This window comes from Rhodococcus sp. Ni2, assembly GCF_021352185.1.
GTDB classification, from domain to species: Bacteria; Actinomycetota; Actinomycetes; order Mycobacteriales; family Mycobacteriaceae; genus Rhodococcus_F; species Rhodococcus_F qingshengii.
On sequence record NZ_WOXZ01000001.1, the window covers coordinates 1,059,621 to 1,085,468 of the forward strand.

Genomic DNA, 25,848 nt, shown 5'->3' on the forward strand with positions numbered 1-25,848 from the left:
ATGTCGTCGGTAGTCGTCCAGCGAGCTGACGAACGTGCGCATCTCAACTACGGCTGGCTCACGGCGCGTCACAGTTTCCCCTTCGCCGGAAACTTCGATCACGCCGCGTACGCGCACGGACTTCTGTTGGTGAACAACGACGACATCATCGAAGCCGACTACGGTTTCGACACTCATCAGCACCGCGACACCGAGATCGTGACGTGGGTGCTCAGCGGATCTCTGGTTCACCAGGATTCCGCTGGGCACTCCGGAGTCATCCATCGCGGACTCGCGCAGAGAATGAGCGCCGGTACCGGAATCCTGCACTCCGAGCGCAACGATCGCTTCCGGGCCGACGGCTCACGTGTCACCGAGCCCGTTCACCTCGTCCAGATGTGGATACCCCCGGACGAATCCGGAGTGACTCCGAGCTATCAGGAACTCGACATCAACTCCGAACTCGACGGCGGTGGCCTGATCACCCTGGCGTCGGGGATGCCCGCGCATCGCGACCACAGCGCGATCAGCTTGCACAACAAACATGCGGCACTGCATGTTGCTCGCCTCGAGACCGGTGGGTCGGTATCTCTCCCGGATGCGCCGTACGTGCACGGCTTCATCGCCGGTGGCACTGTCGACGTCGAGGGAGTCGGATTGCTCGGTCCGGGAGATTCGTTGCGACTCAAGGATACTGGCGGTCAACGAGTCGAGGGAATCGGCGATGCGGAGATACTCGTGTGGGAGATGCACGCGTCGACGAACTGACGACACCACCGAGTACGCCCAATGTTCGGACTACACAGCAGGTTCGTCGTAGGGTGGATGCCGGTAGTGGCGGATCCCGATTGTGGTGGATCCCGGTGGTACAGAAGGAGGAGCCATGGCATCTGGTCGAGCACAGGCCCCACGGACGACACCGCACATCGATGTGCACCGCTCCGGCGATCGCTTGAAATCCCGCGTCTCCTGGCTGGATTCGAAACATTCGTTCTCGTTCGGACAGCACTACGATCCGGACAACACTCATCACGGATTGCTGCTCGTCAACAACGACGACACCGTACTGGCGGGAACCGGTTTCGACACCCATCCGCACAAGGACATGGAAATCGTGACCTGGGTGCTTCGCGGTTCGCTCGTGCACCAGGATTCCATCGGCCACACCGGCGTCATCTATCCGGGACTCGCCCAGCGCATGAGCGCCGGTACCGGAATCATGCACAGTGAGAAGAACGATTCGTGGCGTATCGGCGGCGAACAGCATTCCGACCCCGTGCATTTCATTCAGATGTGGGTGGTACCGGACGAAGGTGGACTGACCCCCGGTTACGAACAGCTCGAGATCGACGACGAACTGCTGCGCGGCGGTCTGATCCCGGTTGCCTCCGGGATGGAGCGCTACAAGGATCATTCGGCGATTCGCATCAACAACAAGAACGCCGCCATGCATGTCGCACGCATTCTGCCGGGCACCTCCGTGAATCTTCCGGGCGCACGGTTCCTGCACGTCTTCGTCGCGCAGGGCACTGCCGAGATGGAGGGCGTCGGCACACTATACGAAGGCGATGCTGTCCGGTTGAGCGATTCAGGTGGCCAGCAGCTGACCTCCGACGCCGGGGCCGAAGTCCTCGTCTGGGAGATGCATTCACGTATCGGTGGTTGAGACCCGGTCTCGGCAGGACTCGGCGCGCTGGAGATACTCGACAGATGAGCATCGACAACTCCGCCGCGCCCGTCAAGAAGCTTGACCCACTCAACACATTGATGGGTGTGCGCGCCGTTTCGGTCGAGCCCGGGGACCTGGCCTTCGCGCAGGCCGTCGGCGAGCGATTCCACGATCACCGTGGCAAAACCGTGCTCGGTTCCATCGGAGTCATGATCGACGGTGCCATGGGTGGCGCGGTGTACTCGGGACTGACCTCGGGCCATCAGTCCGTGCTCGCGCAGGTCACGGTCAGTGCGGGCGCCGACATCCCCGACATCGCGGACGTCGGTGCCACCGGAACACTCGTGCATCTCGACGACGGCGTCGGACTCGCATCCGGGCAACTTCGCGACGAGAACGGCACCCTTCTGGCAGTGATGGCCGGTCGCGCCATGGTGGTCTCGCGTCCCCCCGTCGTGGGAATCGACGACTACGTGGAGGGCGAGCCGCTGCCCGTCCCGACGCCGGAGAAGACAAGCGACCTGAGCGGGCTGTCCGGGTCCGACGTCGTCGAAGGAATCCGCGACGGCAAACTCGAACGCGGTCCACTCGCCGGTCTCCTCGATCTTGCTGTCGTCGACGTGACCCCGGGTTCCGTCGTCGGTGAGTTCGCACCCGTGGCCTGGATGGCCAACCCGTTGGGCGCCGTTCAGGGCGGTGTCCTCATCTCGGCAGTCGACGCCATCACTGGCCTGTCTGCCCAGACCCTGACCAGCGTCGACCAGGACTATCGCGTCCTCGACCACAAGATCGACTTCCTGCGCTCACCCGACATCGGCGGGCCGGTCTTGCGCGCCGAGGCCTCCGTGATTCGTGCCGGGCGCAGGCTCGCGCTGATCGAAACTCGCATCGTCGACGCCGGCGGACAGGTCTATGTGCGGGCCACTTCGAGCATTCAGATGCTCTCCCAGCAAGTTCACAGCGGATAACCAGTTCCGCACCAGGTCGCCCGTCCACCATTGAGACAACAGCCCACACAATGGAGGTACAGCGGCGTGAACAAAGACATCGAAGCGAGCAGGCTGCGCGTGAGCCGTCGGCGGGCTCTCGCCCTCGGCGGAACCATCAGTCTCGGCGGGCTCATCGCAGCGTGCTCCGGCAACAGTGGCACCGCCACGACGACTTCGGCTGCGGCTGCGTCGACGACAACCACTTCCGGCACCTCCGCCGCGGCCACGTCCGGCGACGCTGTCACCGCACTTCTGGCCAAAGCACCGCAGTGTGTCATGAGCAAGGAAGAGACGCAGGGTCCCTACTGGTTCGACGTCGACTCCATTCGCGGCGACATCCGCGAGGACCGTCCGGGCACCACGCTGCAGGTTGCGATGCGCGTGCAGGACAACAGCCAGTGCAACGTCGACGGCAGCATCGGCGCGGTCGGTAACGCCGTCGTCGAGATCTGGCACTGCGACGCCGGCGGCGTGTACTCCGGCTTCGAATCCGGTTCGCTGAGCGCCAACGGCGGCGGCGGTGGCGGAACTCCCCCGGCCGGCGGGATGGGTGAACCTCCGTCAGGTGCACCCGGAGGCGGAATGGGCGAACCACCGTCAGGCGCCCCCGGCGGAATGGGCGGTGGCATGGGAGGGTCCGGTGAGACCTCCGACGGTTCGTACAGCGTCGGCGACACCGAAGCCACCACCACCGACGACGGTACCTATCTGCGCGGGGCGCAGACCACCGATGCAAACGGCATCGCGCAGTTCACCACGATCTTTCCCGGCTGGTACATGGGCCGCACCACCCACATCCACGTCAAGGTTCACATCGACAAGAAGACGGTCCTCACGTCGCAGACCTTCTTCGACGAGACCCTTCTCGACGAGGTGTACTCGCAGTCCCCGTACAGCGAGCACACCGGTCGTGAGAACAACACGAACAACGCCAGTGACGGCATCTACGACGACACCGGCCTCATGACCGTCGAAAAGCAGTCGGACGGGTCCTACCTCGCCGTCATCAACCTGGGTATCGACGCCTGAGGTAGGAGCCCGGTCAGCTGCCGACGTATGCCGCGAGGTGCTTTCCGGTGAGTGTGGAGCCGTCGGCGACGAGCTCCTCGGGAGTGCCCTCGAAGACGATCCGACCGCCGTCGTGACCGGCACCAGGGCCGAGGTCGATGATCCAGTCTGCGTGTGCCATCACCGCTTGGTGGTGCTCGATCACGATGACTGACTTACCGGAATCGACCAGTCGATCGAGCAGGCCGAGCAACTGCTCGACGTCGGCCAGGTGCAGTCCGGTGGTCGGCTCGTCGAGGACGTACACGCCGCCCTTCTCACCCAGGTGGGTTGCCAGCTTGATGCGCTGACGCTCACCGCCCGACAGCGTCGTCAATGGCTGGCCGATCGTGAGGTATCCGAGCCCCACGTCGACCAGTCGGACGAGGATCTTGTGCGCAGCGAGGGTCTTGGCCTCGCCGTCGCCGAAGAACTCCTCGGCCTCGGCCACCGACATCGTGAGAACCTCGTTGATGTCCTTGCCACCGAATTTGTATTCGAGTACCTCGGCTTGGAAGCGCTTGCCCTCGCACTCCTCGCAGAGAGTGGCAACGCCGGCCATCATCGCCAGGTCGCTGTAGATGACGCCGTTGCCGTTGCACGTCGGGCAGGCACCCTCGGAGTTGGCACTGAACAGCGCCGGCTTCACGCCGTTGGCCTTCGCGAATGCCTTGCGGATCGGGTCGAGCAGCCCGGTGTACGTTGCCGGGTTGCTCCGGCGCGAGCCACGGATCGCACTCTGATCGACCGACACCACGTCTTCGCGTTTCGCGAGCGAGCCGTGGATCAGCGAACTCTTGCCCGACCCGGCGACACCGGTGACCACGACCAGGACGCCGAGCGGTACGTCGACGTCGACGTCCTGCAGGTTGTGTGCGTTCGCTCCACGAATCTCGATTGCCCCGGTGGACTCGCGAACGGTCTCCTTGATTGCGGCCCGGTCGTCGAAGTGACGGCCGGTGACGGTGTCGCTGGCACGCAAACCGTCGACGGTGCCCTCGAAGCAGACGTTTCCGCCGGCACTACCCGCACCCGGACCGAGGTCGACGATGTGGTCGGCGATCACGATCGTCTCCGGCTTGTGCTCGACCACGAGCACGGTGTTGCCCTTGTCGCGCAGGCGCAGCAGTAGGTCGTTCATCCTCGCGATGTCGTGCGGATGCAGGCCGGTGGTGGGCTCGTCGAAAACATACGTGATGTCGGTGAGCGAGGAACCCAGGTGACGAATCATCTTGGTGCGCTGAGCTTCACCGCCGGAGAGGGTTCCCGACGGCCGATCGAGACTGAGGTAGCCGAGTCCGATCTCCACGAACGAGTCGAGCGTTTCACCGAGCGTCGTGAGCAACGGCGCGACCGACGGTTCCTTCAGTCCGCTGACCCATTCCGCGAGATCGCTGATCTGCATCGAGCAGGCGTCGGCGATGTTGACGCCCTTGATCTTCGACGACCGCGCCCCCTCGCTCAGTCGCGTCCCGTCGCACTCGGGGCAGGTGGTGAACGTGATCGCCCGCTCGACGAAAGCCCGGATGTGGGGCTGCATCGCGTCGACGTCCTTGGCCAGGAACGACTTCTGAATCTGCGGAATCAGACCCGTGTACGTCAGGTTGATGCCTTCGACCTTGATCTTGGTCGGCTCTTTGTAGAGCAGATCGTTCAGTTCCTTCTTGGTGTACTTCTTGATCGGCTTGTCGGGATCGAAGAAACCGCAGCCGCGGTAGATCCGGCCGTACCAACCCTCCATGCTGTAGCCGGGGACCGTGATCGCACTCTCGTTGAGCGACTTGGTGTCGTCGTACAACGCGGTCAGATCGAAATCGTTGACCGCCCCTCGTCCCTCACACCGCGGACACATGCCGCCGGTGATCTTGAAGCTGCGACGCTCTTTCGTCTGACGTCCGCCGCGTTCCATCGTGACCGCGCCTGCTCCGGAGATCGAGGCCACGTTGAACGAAAACGCCTGAGGCGAACCGATGTGAGGCTTTCCGAGACGGCTGAACAGGATGCGGAGCATCGCGTTGGCGTCGGTGGCGGTTCCGACGGTCGAGCGCGGGTCGACTCCCATCCGCTGCTGATCGACGATGATCGCGGTGGTCAGGCCGTCGAGAACATCGACGTCCGGCCGCGCGAGCGTCGGCATGAATCCTTGAACGAAAGCGCTGTAGGTCTCGTTGATCATCCGCTGCGATTCCGCGGCGATCGTACTGAACACCAGCGAACTCTTCCCCGAACCGGAGACGCCGGTGAATACCGTCAGCCTCCGCTTCGGGATCTCGACACTGATGTCTTCGAGGTTGTTCACCCGCGCGCCTTGCACGCGGATCAAATCGTGGCTGTCTGCGGTGTGCAAGGCAGTCATCGTGTCTCCATCTGTCAGTCGATCGCCGACGGTCTCAGCGCAGTTGACGGGCTCAGCGCAGTTCTTGAATACGGATCAGGTTTCCCGCTGGGTCCCGGACGGCGCAATCGCGAACGCCGTACGGCTGCTCGGTCGGTTCCTGGACGACGTCGATGTCGCCGGCCTGAAGCCGCTCGAACGTATCGTCCAGATCTTTGGTGGCCAGGAGAAGTCCGCCGTAGGTGCCCTTGGCCATCATCTCGATGATGGTGCGGCGCTCCTCGTCGGTGATTCCGGGATCGACGGCCGGCGGATGCAGCACGATGGAGGTGCCGGGCTGGCCGGGCGGCCCCACCGTGATCCAACGCATCCCGTCGTAGCCGACGTCGTTGCGAACCTCGAAGCCGAGCGTGTCGCGATAGAAGTTCAGGGCGGCTTCAGGGTCGTCCTGCGGAAGGAAACTCGAGTGAATGGTGATGTCCATGGCGATCACGTTAATTGCGGCTGCGCGGTCTGCGCTTCTCGATTCCTGATCGGTCTGGTGACTTGTTTGGACACGCAGGACGGCATTCCTGCCGTCGACTGCTCGGCCTCGCGCCGATAGACACTGGGCGGAACCCCTACCAATTCGGTGAACTTGCTGCTGAAAGTGCCGAGAGAGCTGCAACCGACCTCGAAGCAGACGTCCGTGACACTGAGGTCTCCGCGCCGCAGTAACGCCATCGCTCGCTCGATTCGCCTGGTCATCAGGTAGGCGTACGGCGGTTCTCCGTATGCCTGACGGAATTGGCGACTGAGATGCCCCGCAGACATGTTCACTCCCCGCGCGAGCGCCTCCACGTCCAGAGGCCGCGCGTACTCCCGGTCGATACGGTCTCGCACACGTCGTAGTCGCGCGAGGTCCTGCAGGTGCGGATCTGCGGCAGGTCTGCTGGTCACGTATTCGATCGTGCCATGCCATACCGACGTTGCCCAGCACAAGAGATGAACTCGGCGTGGAGCGATCGCGCACACACCGAGCAGTTCGTCATGATCGTGTAAGGATGGAGAAATGACCACGGCTCATCGCTCAGGCATCGACCTCACCCACCTCGACGGCGACACACGGGCGCAGGACGATCTGTTCGTCCACGTCAACGGAAAATGGCTCGCCGAATACGAGATTCCGGCAGACCGCGCAGTCGACGGGGCCTTCCGGACGCTCTACGACAAGGCCGAAGAAGACGTACAGACCATCATCACCGAAGCCGCGGAGTCCAACTCGGCCGCCGGTACCGATGCACAGCGCATCGGCGACCTGTACTCGAGCTTCATGGACGCCGACGCCGTGGGGGCCGCAGGCCTCGGCCCCATCGACGACGAGCTCGACGCCGTCGCCGATGCGCCGGACCGGTCGTCGCTGGCCACCGTGATCGGACGCCACCAGCGCGTCGGCGTCGGCGGTGCCATCTCGCATTACGTCGACACCGATGCCAAGAACTCCGAGCGGTACCTGATCCACTTCAGCCAGTCGGGAATCAGCCTCCCCGACGAGTCGTACTACCGCGAGGACAACTACGCGGAGATCCGCGAGAAGTACGTCGCGCACATCGACAAGATGTTCACCCTCGCCGGCGTCGGCTACGACGCCCAGCGTGTGTTCGAGCTCGAGAAGAAGATCGCGGCCGGGCATTGGGACGTCGTCAAGCGTCGTGACGCAGATTTGAGTTACAACTTGGTGGGCTTCGAGGAACTGACCGAGCAGAACCCCGGTTTGGACTGGGCGGCATGGCTGTCCGGTCTCGGCGCCGATTCGGAGAAGTTCGCCGAGATCGTGGTCCGCCAGCCCGAATTCCTGCACACCTTCACCGCACTCTGGGCGTCGGAGTCACTGGACGACTGGAAGGCATGGGCGGCGTGGAAGGTGCTTCATGCCCGCTCCCCTTACCTGCATTCGGCCCTGGTCGACGAGACCTTCGCTTTCTACGGCACCACACTGTCCGGGACCGAAGAGAACCGTGAGCGCTGGAAGCGCGGGGTAAGCCTGGTCCAGGATCTGCTCGGCGAGGCCGTCGGCAAGCTCTACGTCGATCGACACTTCCCCGCAGAGGCGAAGACCCGCATGCTGGAACTGGTCGCAAACCTGCAGGAGGCGTACCGCCGCAACATCTCCGACCTCGAGTGGATGAGCCCGCAGACTCGTGAGGCTGCATTGGCCAAGCTCGAGAAGTTCACCCCGAAGATCGGTTACCCCGACAAGTGGCGCGACTACGCCGGACTCGAGATCTCGGCAACCGACCTGGTGGGCAACTACCGTCGCGGATACGCCGCCGAGTACGACCGTGACCTGGCCAAGCTGGGCGGCCCCGTCGACCGTGACGAGTGGTTCATGACACCGCAGACCGTCAACGCCTACTACAACCCGGGCATGAACGAAATCGTCTTCCCCGCAGCCATTCTCCAGCCGCCGTTCTTCGACGCGGCAGCCGACGACGCTGCCAACTACGGCGGCATCGGCGCCGTCATCGGCCACGAGATCGGTCACGGATTCGACGATCAGGGCGCCAAGTACGACGGCGACGGCAACATGGTCGACTGGTGGACCGACGAGGACCGCAGCGAATTCGGCAAGCGCACAAAGGCTCTCATCGAGCAGTACAACGAGTTCGAGCCCAAGGAACTGCCGGGCCACCACGTCAACGGCGAGTTCACGATCGGCGAGAACATCGGCGACCTCGGCGGGCTGTCGATCGCGATCGCGGCGTACAAGATCGCGACCGAAGGTACCGAACCTCCGGTCATCGACGGACTCACCGGCTTGCAGCGCGTGTTCTTCGGGTGGGCGCAGGTATGGCGCACGAAGGCCCGTGAGGCCGAAGCGCTTCGCCGTCTGGCCGTCGACCCGCACTCGCCGCCGGAGTTCCGGTGCAACGGCGTCGTCCGCAACCTCGACACGTTCCACGAGGAGTTCGACGTCAAGCCCGGTGACGCACTGTATTTGGAGCCGGAGAAGCGTGTGAAGATCTGGTAGCAGGGGCAAGCCCCTGTGCGCGCTTAGGGACCCCCTGGACTCCCTGAGCGCGCACGGGGCCGAAGGCCTACCGGGCGTACATGATCACCCCGACGCCGACCAGACAGATCAGCGCACCGGCGATGTCGAAACGATCCGGGCGGAATCCGTCCATCACCACCGCCCACAGCAGTGAACCTGCGACGAAGATCCCGCCGTACGCGGCGAGGATGCGCCCGAAGTTCGCATCGGGTTGCATGGTGGCGACCAGACCGTAGAGGCCGAGCGAGATGACGCCGAGCCCCACCCAGATCCATCCCTTGTGCTCGCGAATTCCCTGCCACACCAACCACGCGCCCCCGATTTCGAGCAGCGCGGCGAGTACGAACAGCAACAGCGAACGTGCGACGGTCATGCCGCACACAGTATCGCTACAGACGTACTCCGGTCTCCGCGGAAAAGAAGTACACCTCGCCGGCCTTGGGCAGCAGATGAAGCGACTCCCCCGGTGCCACCGACATCTTCCGGTCGACGCGAATGACGATTCGACCGGATCGGCTCTGCCACTGCGAATCCGGGGCACCCTTTGCATAGACGAACGATTCGGCTCCCAACTCTTCGAGCAGATCGGCATCCACGGCCAGCGAGCCCTTTCGCCACGCTCCCACCAGATCCCACGATTCCGGGCGCACTCCCACGACGACCCGCTCCCGCTCGGACGCCCCGGTGGGCAGCGGAATCCGCAGATCACCGAGCACTGCGACGGTTCCCTCGACCGGCGCTTCGATCAGGTTCATGCCGGGCGATCCGATGAAGGCGGCCACAAAGGTGTTGACGGGGTTGTCGTAGAGTTCGCGCGGCTTCGCCACCTGCTGCAAGCGACCGTCCAGCATCACCGCCACTCGGTCCCCCATCGTCATCGCCTCGACCTGATCGTGGGTGACGTAGACCGTCGTGGTGCCGAGTCGACGCTGTAGGGCGGCGATCTGCGACCGTGTGCTGACGCGCAGTTTGGCGTCCAGATTACTGAGTGGTTCGTCCATGCAGAACACCTTGGGATGGCGAACGATGGCTCTACCCATGGCAACTCGCTGACGTTGCCCGCCCGACAGCTTTGCCGGTTTCCGTCCGAGCAAGGGTTCGAGTTCGAGCATCCGCGCGGCCTCGAGTACCCGCTCCCGGCGCTCCGTCTTTCCCACTCCGGCATTCTGGAGCGCGAAGCCCATGTTCTGCTCGACGGTCATGTTCGGGTACAGCGCGTAACTCTGAAACACCATGGCGACGTCACGTGCTCGCGGAGCGAGGTGCGTGACGTCCGTGCCGCCGATCTCGATCCGACCGTCCGACGCGGACTCGAGACCGGCGAGCATTCGCAGGCTGGTGGACTTACCGCAACCGGAAGGTCCTACGAGTACCAGGAACTCACCGTCGGCGATGTCGAGGTCGAGACGGTCGACTGCCGGTCGATCAGTTCCTTCGTAGCGGTGCGTGACTCCCGCGAATTGCACGTTGGCCATGAGTGTTCTCTCCTACTACTTCGGCAGCTTGGGGGTGATCTGCCGGTCGATGATCTGCTGCAACTGCGTGGCAACGCCGGCGAATGTCGATGCGACGTCGGCCTTCTGGAGAGCGATCTGCTCGAGTCCGGTGCCGATGATCTGATCCCCACCCGGGACGAACACGCGTGCGTAGTCCTGCGAGCGCGTACGCGAGAGCTGATCCACAGCGGTACGGGAGTTGGGGTTCGCGTCGAGGAACGCCTTCATGCTCGGCTCCGAGGTTGCCGACTTGCGGACCGGCATGTAGCCGACGTTCTGCGAGAAGTACGCCGTGTTCTCACCATTGGTGATGAAGTCGATGAACTTGAGCGCGTTCTTCTTACGCTGATCGGAGATCTTGGACGGGATGGCAAGCCCGGCACCGCCGGTGGGGCAACCGGGAGTTCCGTCCACTGCCGGGAGGAAAGCGGTGCCGAAGTCGAAGTTGGCAGTCTTCTTGATGCCGGACAGATCGCCCGTCGACGCGATGGTCGACGCCAGAATGCCGGTACCGAATTCGTTCGCGATGTCAGTGGAGACCGCGGCGTACTTCTTGTCGTGAATCATGCTGGAGAGGAACTGCCCTGCGGCAATGGTCTTCTCGTTGTCGAGCTGCAGATTCCACTGGTCGGAGTACGAGCCGCCGAACGTCCAGATTGGGCCTTCGTAGGTCCAGCCGAGGTAATCCTTCGCGTTGCCCCACCCGTGTGCCAACTTGCCGTTGCCCACGACCTTCTGCAGCTCGGGTCCCCACTCGTCGAACTCCTGCCATGTCGCCGGCCCACGGTCGGGAAGACCTGCCTGCGACCAGACCGCCTTGTTGTAGTAGAACAACGGCGTCGACCGCGCGTAGGGAAGCGCATAGTGCTTGCCCTGGAACAGGTAGTCGGCGAGCAGTGAATCGACGTAGTCGGCCGAGTCGACCCCCACCTCGGAGAAGAGTCCGTCAAGCGGCTCGATTGCCCCGGCCAGTGCATAGTTGAACCACCAGACATCGGACAGCACAACCACATCGGGCACATCTCCACCGGAGAGGGCAGCGTTGAACTTCTGTGCCACCTCTTCGTAGTTCTTGCCGCCGTCCACCAAGTTGACCTTCAGGTCCGGGTACTTGGTCTGGAAGCGGTTGATCAGTTCCTTCTCCACGTCGGTGGACTTACCCGGGTGGTTCGACCAGAAGGTGATGGTGTTGGAATCACCCGACGCACCGGATGTTCCCGCAGCATCAGCGCTCGACCCGCCGGATCCCGCGCACGCGGTCAGTGCGGCTCCGGCGGCGATTGCACCGCCGAGGCTCAAGAATCCGCGCCTGTTCATGTTTGCCATTACTGCTCCTCGAGAAAGAAATGTGACGGGAAAGCTGTCAGCCCTTGACCGCACCGGAGGTGAGGCCCTTGATCATGTGTCGTTGCAGCAGAAGGAAAATCACCAGGATCGGTAGCATGGTCAGCACCGTTCCTGCCATGACCGGACCCCAGTTGGTAAGTCCGTCGTTGTTCTGCAGTTGGGTCAATCCGATCGGCAGCGGCGCTACCGAGGAATCGTCGGACATGAGGAACGGCCACAGGTACTCGTTCCATTCGTTGACCACCGTGATGATGCCGAACGCCACCATCGTGGGTCCGGAAACGGGGAGCACCACGCGCCAGAGCAACCGCCAGTGGCCGGCTCCGTCCATCCGCGCCGCCTCGACGATCTCCGAAGGGATCGAGAGGAAGTGGTTGCGCATGAGGAACGTACCGAAGGCTACACCCGCGAGCGGAACTATGATGCCCTGGAACGTGTTACGCCAGCCCCACTCTGCCACGAGCGCGTAATTCGAGATCACGGTGATCTGGTTCGGAACCATCAATGCGGCGATGATTCCGAGAAAGACGAAGTTCTTCCCCGGGAAGCGCAGGAAAACAAGCCCATAGGCGCTGAGAGTCCCCAGAACGAACTTCGCCGCCGACAGAATCGTCGTGATCACTATCGAGTTCCGCAAGAACATCCAGAACGGGACCGATGTGGTTGCTTCCGAATAGTTTTCGGGATGCAGCGACGACGGCCACCACGTTGCCGGCTGCGTGTAGATCTCCGGGCGCTCCTTGAACGAGGTCATCACGATCCAGTAGAGCGGCAGGACGATGATGACCAACGCGATCACCATTGCCGCATAGCCGAGGATCTTCACACCGACCTCACGCCGGTCCACGTTCTTGCGGTCCGGGCCGGGCCGAACGACGGAAGTCGTAGCAGCGCTTTTCTTTTCCTCTACCGCTGTCATTTCTCTTCTCCCCGATCCATGGCACGAACCTGGTAGACGGTGATGATCAGCAGGATCAGGAACATGATGGTGGCAACCGTCGCACCGTAGCCCGCCCGGAAGTTTCGGAACGTCTCGTTGTACACCTGGTAGACCATCGTTGTCGTCCCTGTCCCCAGCGGACCACCTCGGGTCATGACGTTGATGATGTCGAAGACCTGGAGCGAGTTGAGCATGACGGTGATGGAGAGGAAGAACGTCGTCGGGCGCAACTGAGGTAGGAGCACCCGGCGGAACTTGGTCCACGGCTTGGCGCCGTCGATTTCGGCAGCTTCGTTCAGCTCCTGCCGAACTCCTTGCAGTGCAGCGAGATAGATGACAAACGTGTACCCGAGGTTCTTCCACATGTATGTCACCGTCACCATGAACAGCGCCCAGTGGGGATCCTGATAGAAGTCGGGCGATTGGAGTCCGACACGGTGCAGGAGATCCTGGATCAGGCCGAAGTTGGGGTCGAAGACGAACTGAAACGCGACACCGATCGCTGCACCGGAGATGACGAACGGAGCGAAGATGGCCGACCGGACCAGGTTTCGCCCGACGAGCTTGCGATCGAGCAGCATGGCCAACGCCAAACCGATGACCATCGAACCCACCACTGTGACCAATGTGAATACCACTGTGTTGGTGACGATCTGCCAGGTGTCGCTTCGTCCGAACCACTCGCGGTAATTGCTCAGCCCGATGAACGTCGCCTTCGGGTCCGCAATGTTCCAGTCGAAGAACGAAAGTCGGATGTTGTCCACCAGCGGGCGATAGGTGAACAAGATCAGCAACGCGAGATTGGGACCTACCAAGAGCGCGAACAGCGCGTAATCACGCCATGGTCTGCCCCACAGACCTGGCTTGCCTGAAGTGGGCAGCGTTCTTTCCGGACTCGATCTCACTGAGGCAGTCTGACCGCCCGCAACGAATGAATGGTGAACGTACAAGACACTCGAGCTGAACGCGACACGAAAAAGGCCCTGCGCGAATACTTCTCGCGCAGGGCCTTCCTCGTCGATGTCTAGCGGTTCCAGTCGCCCAATCCGTCGGCGCCGCTGAGGACTCCACCTGCGGTGTTCTGCACGATCACCGGGTCACCCTTGCCTGCGTTCTCGAAGAACCACTTGGCGTCCTCGGTGCTGACATTTAGGCAGCCGTGGCTGACGTTGGTGAAACCTTGTTGCGCAACCGACCACGGAGCGGCATGGACGAAGATGCCACTGTAGGAAATTCGTGTCGCGTACTCGACGTAGGTGCGGTAACCCTCGGGAGAATCGATCGGGACGCCGTACGTGGACGAATCCATGTACATGTCGCGCAACTGCTCACCGACGATGTACGTGCCGTTCGGTGTTTCGTGACCCGGCTTGCCGAACGACGTCGGCATGGTGCGCACGACCTCACCGTTGCGGGTGACGGTGACCTGCTTGGTGTTGTCGTCCGCGACGGTGACGAGTGCGTCACCGATGTTGAACGTGGAGTGCGAATCACCGGCGTCGACGGTCACGGAGATGTTCGCCGGCCAGAACTGTGTCGGCTTCCAACGGACCTGGCTGTCGTTGATCCAGTAGAAGCTGCCCTCGACCGGCGGATCGGTGGTCACGCGAATCGCGCGTTCGGCCGTAGCACGGTCGCCGACGGCCTCGTTGAATCGAATGATGATCGGTTGCGCGATACCGACGGTCTCGCCCGCGGACGGATTGAGCGACGGCGCGGAGAAGTTGGGGACGCCGATGGGAGCCTGAATCGGTGTACCCGGGATGCCCGGAACCGGAATCGCCGGATCGAGGTACGGAACGCCGGGAATGACGGGCAACGGAATGTCGGGTCCACCGGGGAAGAGAGGAACAGCCGCGGAGGGTCCGGCCAGAGCCAGGCCGGCGGCCACTGCTCCGACGATTGCCACGGCAACCCGTGACGTCCGACGACCCTGTTTGCTGCCCATGTCACTACCTTCGCTCGACTGACCACGTACTCACGTGGATCGTGCGCGGCCGGCATCGATACCCGCCTGGTACCGATGCCGATGCACCATTCGGACGCACCCGCTCGGAGCACACCTACACACCCGAGCACGCCGAAGAGAGCAAACCGCACATTTCCATAGTCATTAACACACAAAAGCGGCAATCGAGCAATTCGGATGTTCGCCCAAACGTTGCTATCCCTCGCTCCGGGCAGCCGCCAACATGGATTCGATGGAGATGAGTTTGGTTCGCGGCCGTCCGGTTGCGGCACCGGATGCGCGTTCTGCCTTGTCGATCCGCTGCCAACCTTGATAGTCCACCTGATCCGGCGACCGGTCTGCCAACAAAACCTGCAACTTGTCGGCATCCTCGGTCGGGGTGGCGAGGCGCCCACCAGCGAAGTCGTCGAAGATCATCGACACGGTCTCGGCGGAGCAGTACTTGTTGGTGCCGATCACGCCAGTCGGTCCGCGCTTGATCCAACCCGCGACGTAGACACCCGGGATCGGCGTGCCGGTCTCGGTGTCGATTACTCTGCCGTTCTCGTTGGGGATAACGCCGCGAGCGTCGTCGAAGGGCAAGTCGGCCATCGGTGTGCCGCGGTATCCGACCGACCGAAGCACCAGTGAAGTGTCGATCGTCTCCTCGGTTTCGGTAGGCCGGGCGGAGAGCTGACCGGTCGGCGTTGCCACCAATTCGTTTTTCACGATCCGCACCTGTGAGACTGCACCGTCGCCGAGGACCTCGACGGGAGAGGTGAGGAACCGGAGAACGATCCGCTTGCGAGAAGGATCTGCGGTACGCGAAGCAAATTCCTGCGCCTGCTTGACCTTGAGCAGGACGGACGGCTCGGCGGCATCGCTGTCCACGAACGCCTGACTGGCCTCGTCGAGTTCGGCTTCGATCGGGTCGACGACTACGTCCACGTTCGCCATCTGTCCGAGCGCCAACAGTTCGGGATTGGTGTACGCGGCCTGCGCCGGCCCACGACGCCCGAGAATGACCACCTCACGAATCTTGCTGTTCCGCAGCGCTTCCAATGCGTGCTCGGCGAGGTCCGTCTTCGCAAGCTGGTCAGGGTCGGTCACCAGGATGCGTGCGACGTCGAGTGCGACGTTGCCGTTTCCGACGATCACCGCTCGCTCGCCAGACAGATCGAAAGTCCGATCGGCATATCCCGGGTGGCCGTTGTACCAGGCGACGAACTCGGTGGCGGCGTGACTTCCCGGCAGATCCTCGCCCGGGATCTCGAGCTTGCGATCCCCGGCAGCACCCACCGCGTAGATCACTGCGTGGTGATGGTCCAAGAGTTCCGAATGCGAGATGTGGGTGCCCACCTCGACGTTGAAGTGGCAGCGCACAGTCTTCTTCGCGACGACGGCGCGGAACTGATCGGTGACCCCCTTGGTTCCGGGATGGTCTGGCGCCACGCCGGCGCGCACCAAACCGTAGGGAGTGGGAAGTCGATCGAACATGTCGACCTCGACGCGAGGCTTGCCGGTCAGTTCCATCGCCGCGTAGCAGGCGGCCGGGCCGGAGCCGACGATCGCTACTTTCAGCGTTCCCAGTTCGGGATCGATCTTGGCCATCGTGATCGGCTCGGGCCAATCCGGGCCCATCGGATGCTTCTCGAAGTACGACGCATTCATCTGCAGGTACGGCGCGTCGTCCTCGTCGAGTTCGTTGTCCGGGAAGATCGCCTCGACCGGGCATTCGTCCACACACGCACCACAATCGATGCAGGTGTCGGGATCGATGTAGAGCATTTCGGTGGTCGCGAACGGGGCTTCGTCCGGTGTCGGGTGAATGCAATTGACCGGACACACGTCAACACACGAGGCGTCGTTGCAGCACGGCTGCGTGATCACATACGCCATGACATTCCCCTATCCCTGAAACACGAAGCTCGAACTGGTTCCCAGACTATAACGTGTTCCAATTTGGCGCGAGAATCGTTTTCAGATCACCCCATTGCGCTTCAGCAGCCACACCGCCTGCACGGTGGCGTGACCTCGCCATTCCAACGCCGCGGCGGGCGAATAGCTGTCGAAATCCACCGCCCAACCGCCGTCGCCATGTTGTCGCGCAGCGAGCGCAGACAGTTCGGACTCGATCACTGATGCGTCGAACAACGCGCGGGTCGGGCCGCCGGGAAGCGGTGAGAAATCGAGGGGCCGCATGAATTCGCCCTCGGCTCCCCCGTCCACGTGAACCAAGCCGTCAGCCGGGATACGCGAACCAAGAGTGCTCACCAACGACGACGCTTCGGGACTGTTCCGGTGAACCGCGTCGAGAAACTGCAAGGCAAAGGCCAGCTCGAGGGCATGCAGAGAATCCGCCCCGTCGATCGCGTCGAGGCAATATCGAACGGCAGAGGCGAACCACGGATGTTCGGCGACGGCCTCGTCGAATTCGGCAACGCGAGCCGCTGCAGCACACACGATGCTGGTGATCTGCAACGACGGCGCCAACGGATCCGCATCCACCCAGAAGGGCGCACAACCGGCCGGGTCGGCGATCGGGAAGGCGAACGGGAAGGCGAACGGCAAACCGCCGTCTGCCAGCGAATTGGTCTGCAACCAGTCGCACAGTTCGACCGCTCTGGGCGTCGGCGTTCCGATGTCGGCAAAGGCTTCGAAGGCGTGCAGCGCGCCGCCAGGTTGGCTCGATGCCGAGCGAAGATCCGGTTCGAGTCCCCAGCCGTACCCACCGTCCGGGTTGCGATAACTGTCCACAGCCGCCAATGCCGCGGTCCGGTCCCCCTGTCCGAGAATCAATTTCAGTCGATGCCGATCGAGAGTTCTGGCATGTCCCGCCATGAACCCGACGGCCGCCCTGAGATCAACACTCATGAACGACGACTCAAGATTCGTCGCCGTCGAGCCGGAAGCCGACCTTCAACGTGACCTGGAAATGCGCCACGGCGCCGTTCTCGATGTGACCGCGAGTTTCCACCACCTCGAACCATTCGAGGTTGCGCACCGTCTCGTTCGCCCGGGCGATGGCGGTGCGAATTGCCGCGTCACTGCTCTCGGTGGACGAGCCGACGATCTCGGTCACCCGGTACACGTTGCTGCTCATGGCATTCCCTTCGTGTCAGATTCGACGAACCAACTCCTGCGCCTCGGCGCCGAGCCTCGCAAGGCGAAGATCACCGAGAGCTGTCACAGCACTACCCAACCTGTTGGTGGTGAAACCGAGCGAGAGTCCGCTGGACAGGTCCGCATACGCGCCTGAACCGCCGACTCCGTAGTGGCCTATCGCATTCCGCGGCTGCCGCCGCGCGGCAATGATCGGCGGGTGGTAACCGAGAGTCCAGTTGGGCCGCACCGCCAGCACGTAATCCCGATCGCGAGTCTGGATGGTCGACATCTGGTCGATGGTCGATTCCTTCAGGAACCGCTTCCCGTCGATCACGCCGCCGTTCGCGATGGCGCCGTACATCTTCGCGAGAGCACGCGCGCTGAACACTCCGTTCCAGCCCGGCATGACGGCGTCGTGGACAGCCGGGTTGCGCACCATGACGTCGAAACCGTCCGGCATCGCGGCCTCCGCGAGTCCGCGAGTCGGACCGACGTGTGAGAGCACGGTCGACGCGAAGGCCCAGTTCAAGCCGGCAGGGTTGATATGTGGGAACAGCTTCGCGATCCGTGGACGCTCGGTTTCGGGTACGCGGTACCAGAATTCGTCGACTCCGAGGGGCTTCGCTATCTCCGCTTGTACGACGTCGATGAACGGCTGACCGGACACCCTGGCCACAAGTTCGGCTACCAACCAGCCGTAGGTCACAGCGTGATAGCCGGGGCCTCGAAGCCGACGCGGATCCGGTTTCTCGGCAGCCAGGGCGGCAACGACCGCGTCGTAGTCCATCAGGTCGAGAGGATGCGGCATCAAGCCGCGAACTCGGTGAAGGCCCGCGCGATGTGACATCAGTTCACGGACGGTGATCTTGTCCTTGCCGGCCGCCGCGAATTCAGGCCAGTACCGAGCAACCGGGGCGTCGTAGTCGATCAACCCACGTTCGGCGAGTCGGTGAACGACGGTGCTGGCGACGCCTTTGCCGGTCGAGAACGACAGCGACACCGTGTCGTGGTCCCAGCGCCGATCACGATCGGCATTGCCGGCCCAGATGTCGAGAACTTTCTCGCCGCCCAGGTACACGACCAGCGCGCCGCCGCCTTGTTGCGGTTGGCGATACATCGCGAAAAAGCGGTCGGCCAAGGGAAGGAATCGCCGGTCCACGTACAGCTCGGTGCGCGAAGGCACCTCCACCCGGGCGAGCGAACCCCGTCGTGCACTGGGAGTCATCGCGTCCTCCGATCCCCGCTGATCAAGTTGCCCGGTCACCCGATCGGTGGCAGGAGCTTGACACCATTGTGACCACTGTCACGCAAGAGGCTCAGGGCCGGGGTGCCCTCACGGGGTGACCCACGTCGAAGTGCCGTCGCTGAAACATCCCTGACCTGTGGCGATATTGAAAACAAGGGTGGGACCACCTGAGCAGATCGCCCCGACGTCCGCGTCACCCACCGCCGCTCTGCCGCCAGGTCCGCTGAGCACCACGGCAAAGGGTGAGGAGTCGGTGCGACCGAGTGCGAGCGAACCCGGGCCGTACGCAACGGCGGCAAGTAACCCACCGCGCGACTCCGCCGCAGCAACGCCGCCGAAGAGTCCGACGCCCGCCGACCTGCCACCGTCTCGAGAATCCGCGACGCCGACACCGTCGCCCTCGACGTGTGAAATCGCGTAACTGGAGGGATCTGCCACCGCTCGGCATGCGGATGACCCGTCGACGATCGTCTGATCTTGCCCGAGCGCCGAACAATCCAACGTCGCGGCTGACGCTGTTCCGCTACCGAGTGACAATCCGAAGGCGGCAAGAATCACGCCGCCCACCGCTAAGCTTGCTGCTCGCATTTTCCGGCGATCCATATCCAACCCCCACAGTGCATTCGACGTGACCGTACATTCGACGTCTGATCGAATTACCCGATATGTCCGCCTCTGACGCTACCCGTCTTTGTTCTTCCGATCGCGGTCCTTGCTCGGTTGAACACGTTTGGGTTCACCGGGCATTTTGGGATAGTTCGGCGGGTACGGCAGATCGCCCAGTCCTGCCGCCAGATCCTTCTCCCACATCTCCAACAGAACGTCGAGGGCAAAGGCCTTGTCGTGCATGGCTTCCATCGGATCACCACGATCGGCGAGCAAGCCGGGAACCGTGGCGATGGTGCAGTCGTCTGGATGCACGTCGCGCAGTTCGTCCCAGGTCACCGGCGTCGACACAGTTGCGATCGGCGTCTTACGAGCGGAATACGCCGCCGCGATCGTCCGGTCACGGGCATTCTGATTGAAGTCGATGAAGATCCGTTCACCCCGCTCTTCCTTCCACCACGCGGTTGTGGCGCGATCGGCACTACGACGCTCGACTTCACGAGCAAGGGCGATACCCGCGTGACGGACCTCGACGAAATCCCAGCGCGCCTCGAGCGGGATGTAGACGTGAAGGCCTCGGCCACCGGACGTCTTGGGAAATCCTTCCAATCCCAACTCGGCGAGCAGAGGGCGAAGGACCTCGTCCGCGATGGCAACGGCCTCGTCGAACCCGGTCCCCGGTTGCGGATCGAGATCGATGCGCAGTTCGTCCGGGTGGTCGGTGTCCGGGCACCGCACGGCCCAGGGATGAAACGTGACAGTCCCGAGATTGGCGGCCCACACGATGTTCGCAGCACTTCGCACTCGAAGGACGTCGGCCTTGCGACCCGACGGGAACGTGACCTCGCAGGATTCGACGTGCTCGGGCCGCTTTGCCGGCAGCCGCTTCTGGTAAACCTCTTCACCCTCGATGCCGTCGGGGAATCGCTGAAGATGCGTGGGCCGATCTTGGAGCGCCCGCAACGCTGCACCCTGCAGCGCCACCGTTCGGTAGTACTCGACAAGATGCCGTTTGGTTCCGCCGTCCTCACCCAACTGCGGATAGTAGATCTTGTCCGGGCTCGACAATCGGACCGCGATCCCGTCGACGTCCAGTTCCTCTGCCGGGCTCGCCATCACTTACCGCCTGCAAGAACATCCGCGAAGTCGTATCGCACCGGAACCTCCAACTGATCGAATGTGCATTCGTCGGGCACCCTGTCCGGACGCCAGCGCAGGAATCGTGCAGCGTGCCGAAAGCGTTCCCCTTCCATCTGGTCGTACGCCACTTCGAGCACCCGCTCAGGACGAAGCGGAATCCAGGAGCGGTCTGCGGCCGATCTCCACCGGCTGGCCTCTCCCTCGGCTACAACGTCGTCCCCGAGGCGCAAAGGTTCGAGTTCGGCCAACAACTCGATCCGCCGCGCCGCGGTGAAAGCAGAAGCGCCACCGACCATCTTCAATTCGGAACCGTCGTACAGACCAAGAAGCATCGACCCGATACCTGGCTGACTCTTGTGGGGACGGTAGCCCAGCAGTACGACATCCGCGGTCCTGGCGTGTTTCACCTTGATCATCTCGCGCTTGTTCGGCAGGTACGGTCCCGCCAGCTTCTTGGCGACAACCCCGTCGAGACCCGCGCCTTCGAAGGTTTCGAACCAGGCCATTGCTTCGGCGCTGTCTGCCGTCGCTGCCGTGACGTGGCAACTCGGCCCGCCACCGACGCAATCGAGGAGCAACGCACGTCGAACCCCGAAGTCCTCGATCGAGACGTCGCGATCCCCGAGCGCCAGTAAATCGAACCCGACAAATTGCGCGGGCGTCTGTTCCGACAACAATGCGACGCGGCTCGCGGCGGGGTGAATCCGCTCGGAGAGCGCTTCCCAACTCAGGCGCGTCACACCGTCGATCTCACGGGGAACCACCAGTTCTCCGTCCACCACACATTTTTCGGGCAATTCAGACTTGACGGCTTCCACCGCTTCGGGAAAGTACCGCGCCAGGTCCTTTCCTCCTCGCGATCCGAGCACCACTTCGTCACCGTCACGAAAGATGATTGCTCGAAATCCGTCCCATTTCGGCTCGTACGACCACGTCGGGTCACCGGACTCGGGCTGAGGCGGCACAGTGGCCGCAGCCTTCGCGAGCATCGGGGCGAGCGGCGGCATCAGGGGTAGCTCCACCTACCCATACTGACAGTCCGGTTGGCAATTCGACTACCGATGTATTGGAATAGGTCCCGAACAATCCACGAACCAACAGAACTATCCAAGAATCAACAAAGGGGTCCTTATGTCCGGAATCGTCCGGCGACTTTGCACTGCGGTGATCGCAACTTCTGCAATCGCCGCCTTCACCGTCGGTTGCGGTTCCGACATCGAGCCGAAAGCCATTGCGGAATCATCTTCCTCGGTTGCCGATTCGACCACTACCTCCGCAGCCCCGACCACCTCGAAGATCACCGGCCAGGAGGGTTCGGACGACGGCGGCGACGTCGACATCGACGTGTCGATCGGTGATTGCGTCAAACTCGGCGGTACCACGACGGCCGCGGAAATCGACAACGCGGACTGCGGTAGCAAGGATTCCAACTACAAGGTGGTCGCCAAGGTTCCCACCTCTGATCTGTGTGCCTCCGATGTCGACTCGTACTACTACGAGACCCTCGCGGGTGACGAGCAGGGCGCTGTCTGTCTCGACGTCGACTGGGTAGTCGGCGGATGCATGGATCTCGGCAGCGGAATGGACGAGCCCGCCCGCATCGAATGCTCGGATACCAGCGGCACCAACGTCGTCGAGGTCGTCGAAATTCTGCAGAACTCCACGTCGATCGACGAATGCGGTTCGGGGGCAGACTCGGGATTCGAGCACCCGGAACGTAAGTTCACGGTCTGCGTCGCAACGCTCTGATTCGAGCGCCCTCCCGAAAAACACCTGTGCGCCTTGACAACCGATCTCGGTTGGCAAGGCGCACAGCGCTTTCTACACCAATGCTTTCTACAGCCAGCCCCGACGCTTGAAGATCGTGTAGAGACTTCCACAGGTCAGGAACATCATCGAGAGCGCAAACGGATAGCCCAAGTGCCAGTGCAGTTCCGGCATGTCGTCGAAGTTCATCCCGTACACGGTTCCGATGAGCGTCGGCGCGAAGAGAATTGCCGCCCACGCCGAGACCTTCTTGATCTCCTCGTTCTGCGCGTAGCTTGCCTGCGTCAGATTGCGCATCTCCTCGTTCTGGTTCTGCGACACCAGAGTTGCGTTCACCGTGAGGATGTTTCCGAGCAACTGACGAAAGCCGTCGGCCCGCTCCACCACAGTCGTCGCATGGTCGGTGACGTCGCGCAGGTATCGCTGGAGTTCCTCGTCCGTGTGGTACTTGTCGAACCCTGCCGACAACCCACGCAGCATTCCCAGCAGCGGACGCGTCGCCCGCTGGAATTCGATCACCTCACGGGTCAGTTCGTAGATGCGACGCGAAACTCCGGGATCGCCACTGAATACTTCGGTTTCGATCTCGTCGATGTCGTTCTGCAGTCCGGCCACCACCGGGGCGTACCCGTCGACGACTGCGTCGAGAATGGCATAGAGAACGGCCTCGGTACCCAACCGCAACAGGTCAGGATCGTTCTCCATGCGAGTCCGCACCGCCGACAGATCCGGCGATTCACTGTGACGGACGGTCAGAATGAAGTTCGGACCACAGAAGATGTGCAACTCGCCGAATTCGACCCGCTCGGTCTCGTCGCGGTACCGCGCAGCACGCAGCACCACGAACAGTGTCTTGCCGTAGCGCTCGAGCTTGGGGCGCTGGTGCGCGACGATCGCATCCTCGACCGCCAGTTCGTGGAGGTCGAAATGTTGTGCAGCGGCATACAACTGGGCGTCGTCGGGCCGGTACATGCCGATCCACGCCATCGACTGCGAATCCGGAAGGCATGACAGCGCTTCCGCCAGCGTGGACGGCGACGCTATCCGCTCGCCGTCGCGGTACACGCCGCTGTTGACGACGGTCGATTCGACGGGCGCCACCGCCTCGGGCGGGGCAGCCTTGACGACGGTGCGTGCGGCACGCGAGTGTCCGGGATGTGAGTCACCGAGCCCCGCGGAACGACGTGGCAGTACCGAACGTGAACGACGAAATTCGCGCATGCTGAACAGCTTTCGAGGGAAGAGTGAACGACGACGCTTGCTTCACAGCAAAGCCGAAGCCGATGAACACACGATGAAGCTGCAGCAAAATACCGGATCAACCCGGGCGGCTACAGCTTCAGTTGGTACTCGGAGGTTGGCCACGCATTACAGCCACACCTCCTCTTCCCTGAATTCCTACGCAAGTCCGCGCACGACGCCAACATGCTACCCCGACTGTCAGAGCACGACAAACCGAACGACAAGCCGCAGGACAGCACGAACCGGTCGGAGGAAACCCGCTCGACGAATGCAGCTTTCAGTCAGTTCGCAGCGCGCAATCCGCCGATCAACAGTTCGACGATCTGGTCCGCCAACGACTCCGTCTCCGCCAACGTCTGCCCTTCACGTCTTCGGTACCAGAGGTCGATGCCGTTGAGACTGCTGAGGAGCACTTTTGCCGCCATCCGTGGTGAGCCCACGCGAATGGAACCATCCGCGACGCCTTCCGTCATCACGTCGACGAACAGATTCTCGTAATCGAGTCGCAGCGAATTCAGTTCCACGAGGACTTGCTGTTGTCTCGGTTTGAGCGCGGAGTTCATCTGGCCCCGGACGCCTTGGTGGATCGTGTGGTGGTACCCGAGATGTGTCATGAGATTGACCAGGTGGGCGTGCGACATCGCTTCGAGACGCGCGAGGCCGCTTTCTGCCCCGCCCATCCGAGACTCGACCTCAGCGCGGAGCAGGCTCATCCCGCGCTCGTATATTGCCAGGTAGATGTCGAACTTCGAACGAAAGTGGTAGTAGACAAGACCTTTGGTGGCGCCGATTCGATCGGCCAGTAAATCTACAGTCGTGGCCGCGTAACCGTCTTCGGCAAAGGCGTCGGCGGCGCTGGTGATGATCGCGGATCGCACGTCCGGAAGATCACTACTCATTCGACTTCCACTCCCATTCACACTGCCTGCCGGCCCTTGACTGTTTCCACGCCATCGCATAGTAATACTGAGTAGTATCCCAGATCAGAGAGGTTTTCCAATGTCGTTGGATTTTTCCGGCAAGGTAGCGATCATCACGGGCGCAGGCGGCGGACTCGGCCGTTCACACGCATTGGCCCTCGCCGCACGCGGCGCACGCGTCGTCGTCAACGACATGGGTGGCTCGGTCAACGGCAGTGGCGGCGCTGATACCGCAGCAGCCAAAGTAGTGGCGGAAATCGTCGAGCTGGGCGGCGAGGCCATCGCGGACCACTGCGACATCACCGACGTCGACGCCGTTGCCGCCATGGTCGCGACGGCCGTGGACAAGTGGGGCCGCGTGGACATCCTGATCAACAACGCCGGAATCCTGCGCGACAAGTCGTTCATCAAGGCCGAGCTCGACGACTTCCGCAAAGTCATCGACGTGCATCTGATGGGTTCCGTCATCTGTTCCAAGGCAGTCTGGCCGCACATGGTCGAACAGAACTACGGACGCATCCTCATGACTACGTCAGCATCGGGAATTTACGGCAACTTCGGCCAGGCGAACTACGGCGCCGCGAAGTCCGGCGTCGTCGGCCTGATGAACGTTCTCGCCATCGAGGGCGAACGCAAGGGCATCCGCGTCAACTCGCTGGCCCCGACCGCCGCGACCCGCATGACCGAAGACCTCCTCGACGAGAAGACTCTCGCTCTGCTTGCACCCGAATCGATTTCACCCGGCGCACTGTTCATGGTCTCCGATGACGCACCGACGAAGACCATCCTCAGCGCCGGCGCCGGCGTCTTCGCGATCGCTCGCATGGAAGAGTCGCAGGGCGTCTACATCCCCGAAGGCGCACTCTCGCCCGAGGTCGTCGCCGAACGGTGGTCCGAGATCAGTGACATGACCGATTCCGTCCAGGTGCCCGCGGCGTTCGATCAGACCCGCCGGTTCGTCGAGAAGGCCGTGGCGGAGCAGCCCAGCAACTGAGCCGGGCAACCCAGACAACTGATCGACCCCGCTCCCCCTAAGGTGTG

General features: G+C 62.7%; 25 protein-coding genes. 7 read left to right on the forward strand and 18 right to left on the reverse strand.

What is annotated here, in order from left to right:
- The 4 genes from GN300_RS05045 to GN300_RS05060 all read left to right on the forward strand — a co-directional run bounded on the left by GN300_RS05045 (nt 1) and on the right by GN300_RS05060 (nt 3,666).
- Nucleotides 1-747 (forward strand): pirin family protein, encoded by a 747-nt coding sequence (locus GN300_RS05045; RefSeq protein ID WP_003939960.1) that lies wholly within the window; start codon nt 1-3, stop codon nt 745-747.
- Nucleotides 748-862: 115 nt separating this feature from the next.
- Nucleotides 863-1,645, forward strand: a complete 783-nt coding sequence (locus GN300_RS05050) for a pirin-like bicupin family protein (RefSeq protein WP_003940511.1) — start codon at nt 863-865, stop codon at nt 1,643-1,645.
- 44 nt (nt 1,646-1,689) lie between these two features.
- Nucleotides 1,690-2,616 (forward strand): PaaI family thioesterase, encoded by a 927-nt coding sequence (locus GN300_RS05055; protein ID WP_063315809.1) that lies wholly within the window; start codon nt 1,690-1,692, stop codon nt 2,614-2,616.
- A 66-nt stretch (nt 2,617-2,682) separates the two neighbouring features.
- The gene (locus GN300_RS05060; protein ID WP_063315808.1) at nt 2,683-3,666 is read left to right on the forward strand and encodes an intradiol ring-cleavage dioxygenase; all 984 of its coding nucleotides are present in this window, start codon (nt 2,683-2,685) and stop codon (nt 3,664-3,666) included.
- Nucleotides 3,667-3,679: 13 nt separating this feature from the next.
- Here the strand turns inward: GN300_RS05060 and GN300_RS05065 are convergent, their stop codons facing one another.
- The 3 genes from GN300_RS05065 to GN300_RS05075 are packed head-to-tail and all read right to left on the reverse strand — an operon-like array spanning nt 3,680 to nt 6,958.
- Complete coding sequence (locus GN300_RS05065; protein WP_063315807.1) at nt 3,680-6,040, reverse strand: excinuclease ABC subunit UvrA; 2,361 nt, start codon at nt 6,038-6,040, stop codon at nt 3,680-3,682.
- Nucleotides 6,041-6,092: 52 nt separating this feature from the next.
- Nucleotides 6,093-6,503 carry a VOC family protein gene (locus GN300_RS05070; RefSeq protein WP_003940539.1) on the reverse strand — a complete coding sequence of 137 codons (411 nt, stop codon included), beginning with the start codon at nt 6,501-6,503 and terminating at the stop codon, nt 6,093-6,095.
- Between the two features lie 5 nt (nt 6,504-6,508).
- Complete coding sequence (locus tag GN300_RS05075) at nt 6,509-6,958, reverse strand: helix-turn-helix transcriptional regulator (protein ID WP_030535180.1); 450 nt, start codon at nt 6,956-6,958, stop codon at nt 6,509-6,511.
- A 112-nt stretch (nt 6,959-7,070) separates the two neighbouring features.
- Between GN300_RS05075 and GN300_RS05080 the strand changes: the two genes are divergently transcribed.
- Nucleotides 7,071-9,029, forward strand: coding sequence for a M13 family metallopeptidase (locus GN300_RS05080; protein ID WP_063315806.1), 1,959 nt, complete (start codon nt 7,071-7,073; stop codon nt 9,027-9,029).
- 67 nt (nt 9,030-9,096) lie between these two features.
- Here the strand turns inward: GN300_RS05080 and GN300_RS05085 are convergent, their stop codons facing one another.
- The 13 genes from GN300_RS05085 to GN300_RS05145 form a co-directional block, all read right to left on the reverse strand.
- Nucleotides 9,097-9,423 carry a YnfA family protein gene (locus tag GN300_RS05085; RefSeq protein WP_003940244.1) on the reverse strand — a complete coding sequence of 109 codons (327 nt, stop codon included), beginning with the start codon at nt 9,421-9,423 and terminating at the stop codon, nt 9,097-9,099.
- Between the two features lie 16 nt (nt 9,424-9,439).
- Nucleotides 9,440-10,525, reverse strand: a complete 1,086-nt coding sequence (locus GN300_RS05090) for an ABC transporter ATP-binding protein (protein WP_007731405.1) — start codon at nt 10,523-10,525, stop codon at nt 9,440-9,442.
- Between the two features lie 15 nt (nt 10,526-10,540).
- A complete protein-coding gene (locus GN300_RS05095) occupies nt 10,541-11,872 on the reverse strand; it encodes an ABC transporter substrate-binding protein (protein ID WP_003940485.1) in 1,332 nt (443 codons plus the stop codon).
- 37 nt (nt 11,873-11,909) lie between these two features.
- Entirely contained in the window at nt 11,910-12,812 is a 903-nt protein-coding gene (locus tag GN300_RS05100; RefSeq protein ID WP_042452747.1) for a carbohydrate ABC transporter permease, read from the reverse strand.
- The gene (locus GN300_RS05105; protein WP_003940557.1) at nt 12,809-13,783 is read right to left on the reverse strand and encodes a carbohydrate ABC transporter permease; all 975 of its coding nucleotides are present in this window, start codon (nt 13,781-13,783) and stop codon (nt 12,809-12,811) included. The genes GN300_RS05100 and GN300_RS05105 overlap by 4 nt, the downstream gene beginning before the upstream one ends.
- A 74-nt stretch (nt 13,784-13,857) precedes the next feature.
- On the reverse strand, nt 13,858-14,781 hold the full coding sequence (locus GN300_RS05110; protein WP_007731397.1) for an Ig-like domain-containing protein: 924 nt from the start codon (nt 14,779-14,781) through the stop codon (nt 13,858-13,860).
- Nucleotides 14,782-14,997: 216 nt separating this feature from the next.
- Nucleotides 14,998-16,680 carry an FAD-dependent oxidoreductase gene (locus GN300_RS05115; RefSeq protein ID WP_007731395.1) on the reverse strand — a complete coding sequence of 561 codons (1,683 nt, stop codon included), beginning with the start codon at nt 16,678-16,680 and terminating at the stop codon, nt 14,998-15,000.
- Between the two features lie 81 nt (nt 16,681-16,761).
- Nucleotides 16,762-17,655: a hypothetical protein gene (locus GN300_RS05120; RefSeq protein WP_063315805.1), complete on the reverse strand. Its 894-nt coding sequence runs from the start codon at nt 17,653-17,655 to the stop codon at nt 16,762-16,764.
- 10 nt (nt 17,656-17,665) lie between these two features.
- Nucleotides 17,666-17,884 carry a dodecin gene (locus tag GN300_RS05125; protein WP_003939815.1) on the reverse strand — a complete coding sequence of 73 codons (219 nt, stop codon included), beginning with the start codon at nt 17,882-17,884 and terminating at the stop codon, nt 17,666-17,668.
- 15 nt (nt 17,885-17,899) lie between these two features.
- A complete protein-coding gene (locus tag GN300_RS05130) occupies nt 17,900-19,111 on the reverse strand; it encodes a serine hydrolase domain-containing protein (protein ID WP_003940004.1) in 1,212 nt (403 codons plus the stop codon).
- Between the two features lie 108 nt (nt 19,112-19,219).
- The gene (locus GN300_RS05135) at nt 19,220-19,720 is read right to left on the reverse strand and encodes a DUF6764 family protein (RefSeq protein WP_063316042.1); all 501 of its coding nucleotides are present in this window, start codon (nt 19,718-19,720) and stop codon (nt 19,220-19,222) included.
- 93 nt (nt 19,721-19,813) lie between these two features.
- The gene (gene ligD, locus GN300_RS05140) at nt 19,814-20,854 is read right to left on the reverse strand and encodes a non-homologous end-joining DNA ligase (protein ID WP_003940248.1); all 1,041 of its coding nucleotides are present in this window, start codon (nt 20,852-20,854) and stop codon (nt 19,814-19,816) included.
- Nucleotides 20,854-21,900, reverse strand: coding sequence for an ATP-dependent DNA ligase (locus tag GN300_RS05145; protein WP_039973226.1), 1,047 nt, complete (start codon nt 21,898-21,900; stop codon nt 20,854-20,856). Before GN300_RS05145 ends, ligD begins: the two co-directional genes overlap by 1 nt.
- 109 nt (nt 21,901-22,009) lie before the next feature.
- On the opposite strand from GN300_RS05145, the gene GN300_RS05150 reads away from it, so the two are divergent.
- Nucleotides 22,010-22,627, forward strand: a complete 618-nt coding sequence (locus tag GN300_RS05150) for a hypothetical protein (RefSeq protein WP_007731384.1) — start codon at nt 22,010-22,012, stop codon at nt 22,625-22,627.
- Between the two features lie 87 nt (nt 22,628-22,714).
- On the opposite strand, the gene GN300_RS05155 is transcribed toward GN300_RS05150, so the two are convergent.
- Both GN300_RS05155 and GN300_RS05160 read right to left on the reverse strand, forming a co-directional pair.
- Entirely contained in the window at nt 22,715-23,866 is a 1,152-nt protein-coding gene (locus GN300_RS05155; RefSeq protein ID WP_007731382.1) for a magnesium and cobalt transport protein CorA, read from the reverse strand.
- A gap of 302 nt (nt 23,867-24,168) precedes the next feature.
- Nucleotides 24,169-24,786 (reverse strand): TetR/AcrR family transcriptional regulator, encoded by a 618-nt coding sequence (locus GN300_RS05160; protein WP_003940047.1) that lies wholly within the window; start codon nt 24,784-24,786, stop codon nt 24,169-24,171.
- A gap of 100 nt (nt 24,787-24,886) precedes the next feature.
- Between GN300_RS05160 and GN300_RS05165 the strand changes: the two genes are divergently transcribed.
- The gene (locus GN300_RS05165) at nt 24,887-25,801 is read left to right on the forward strand and encodes an SDR family NAD(P)-dependent oxidoreductase (protein WP_007731375.1); all 915 of its coding nucleotides are present in this window, start codon (nt 24,887-24,889) and stop codon (nt 25,799-25,801) included.
- Nucleotides 25,802-25,848: the final 47 nt, after the last annotated feature.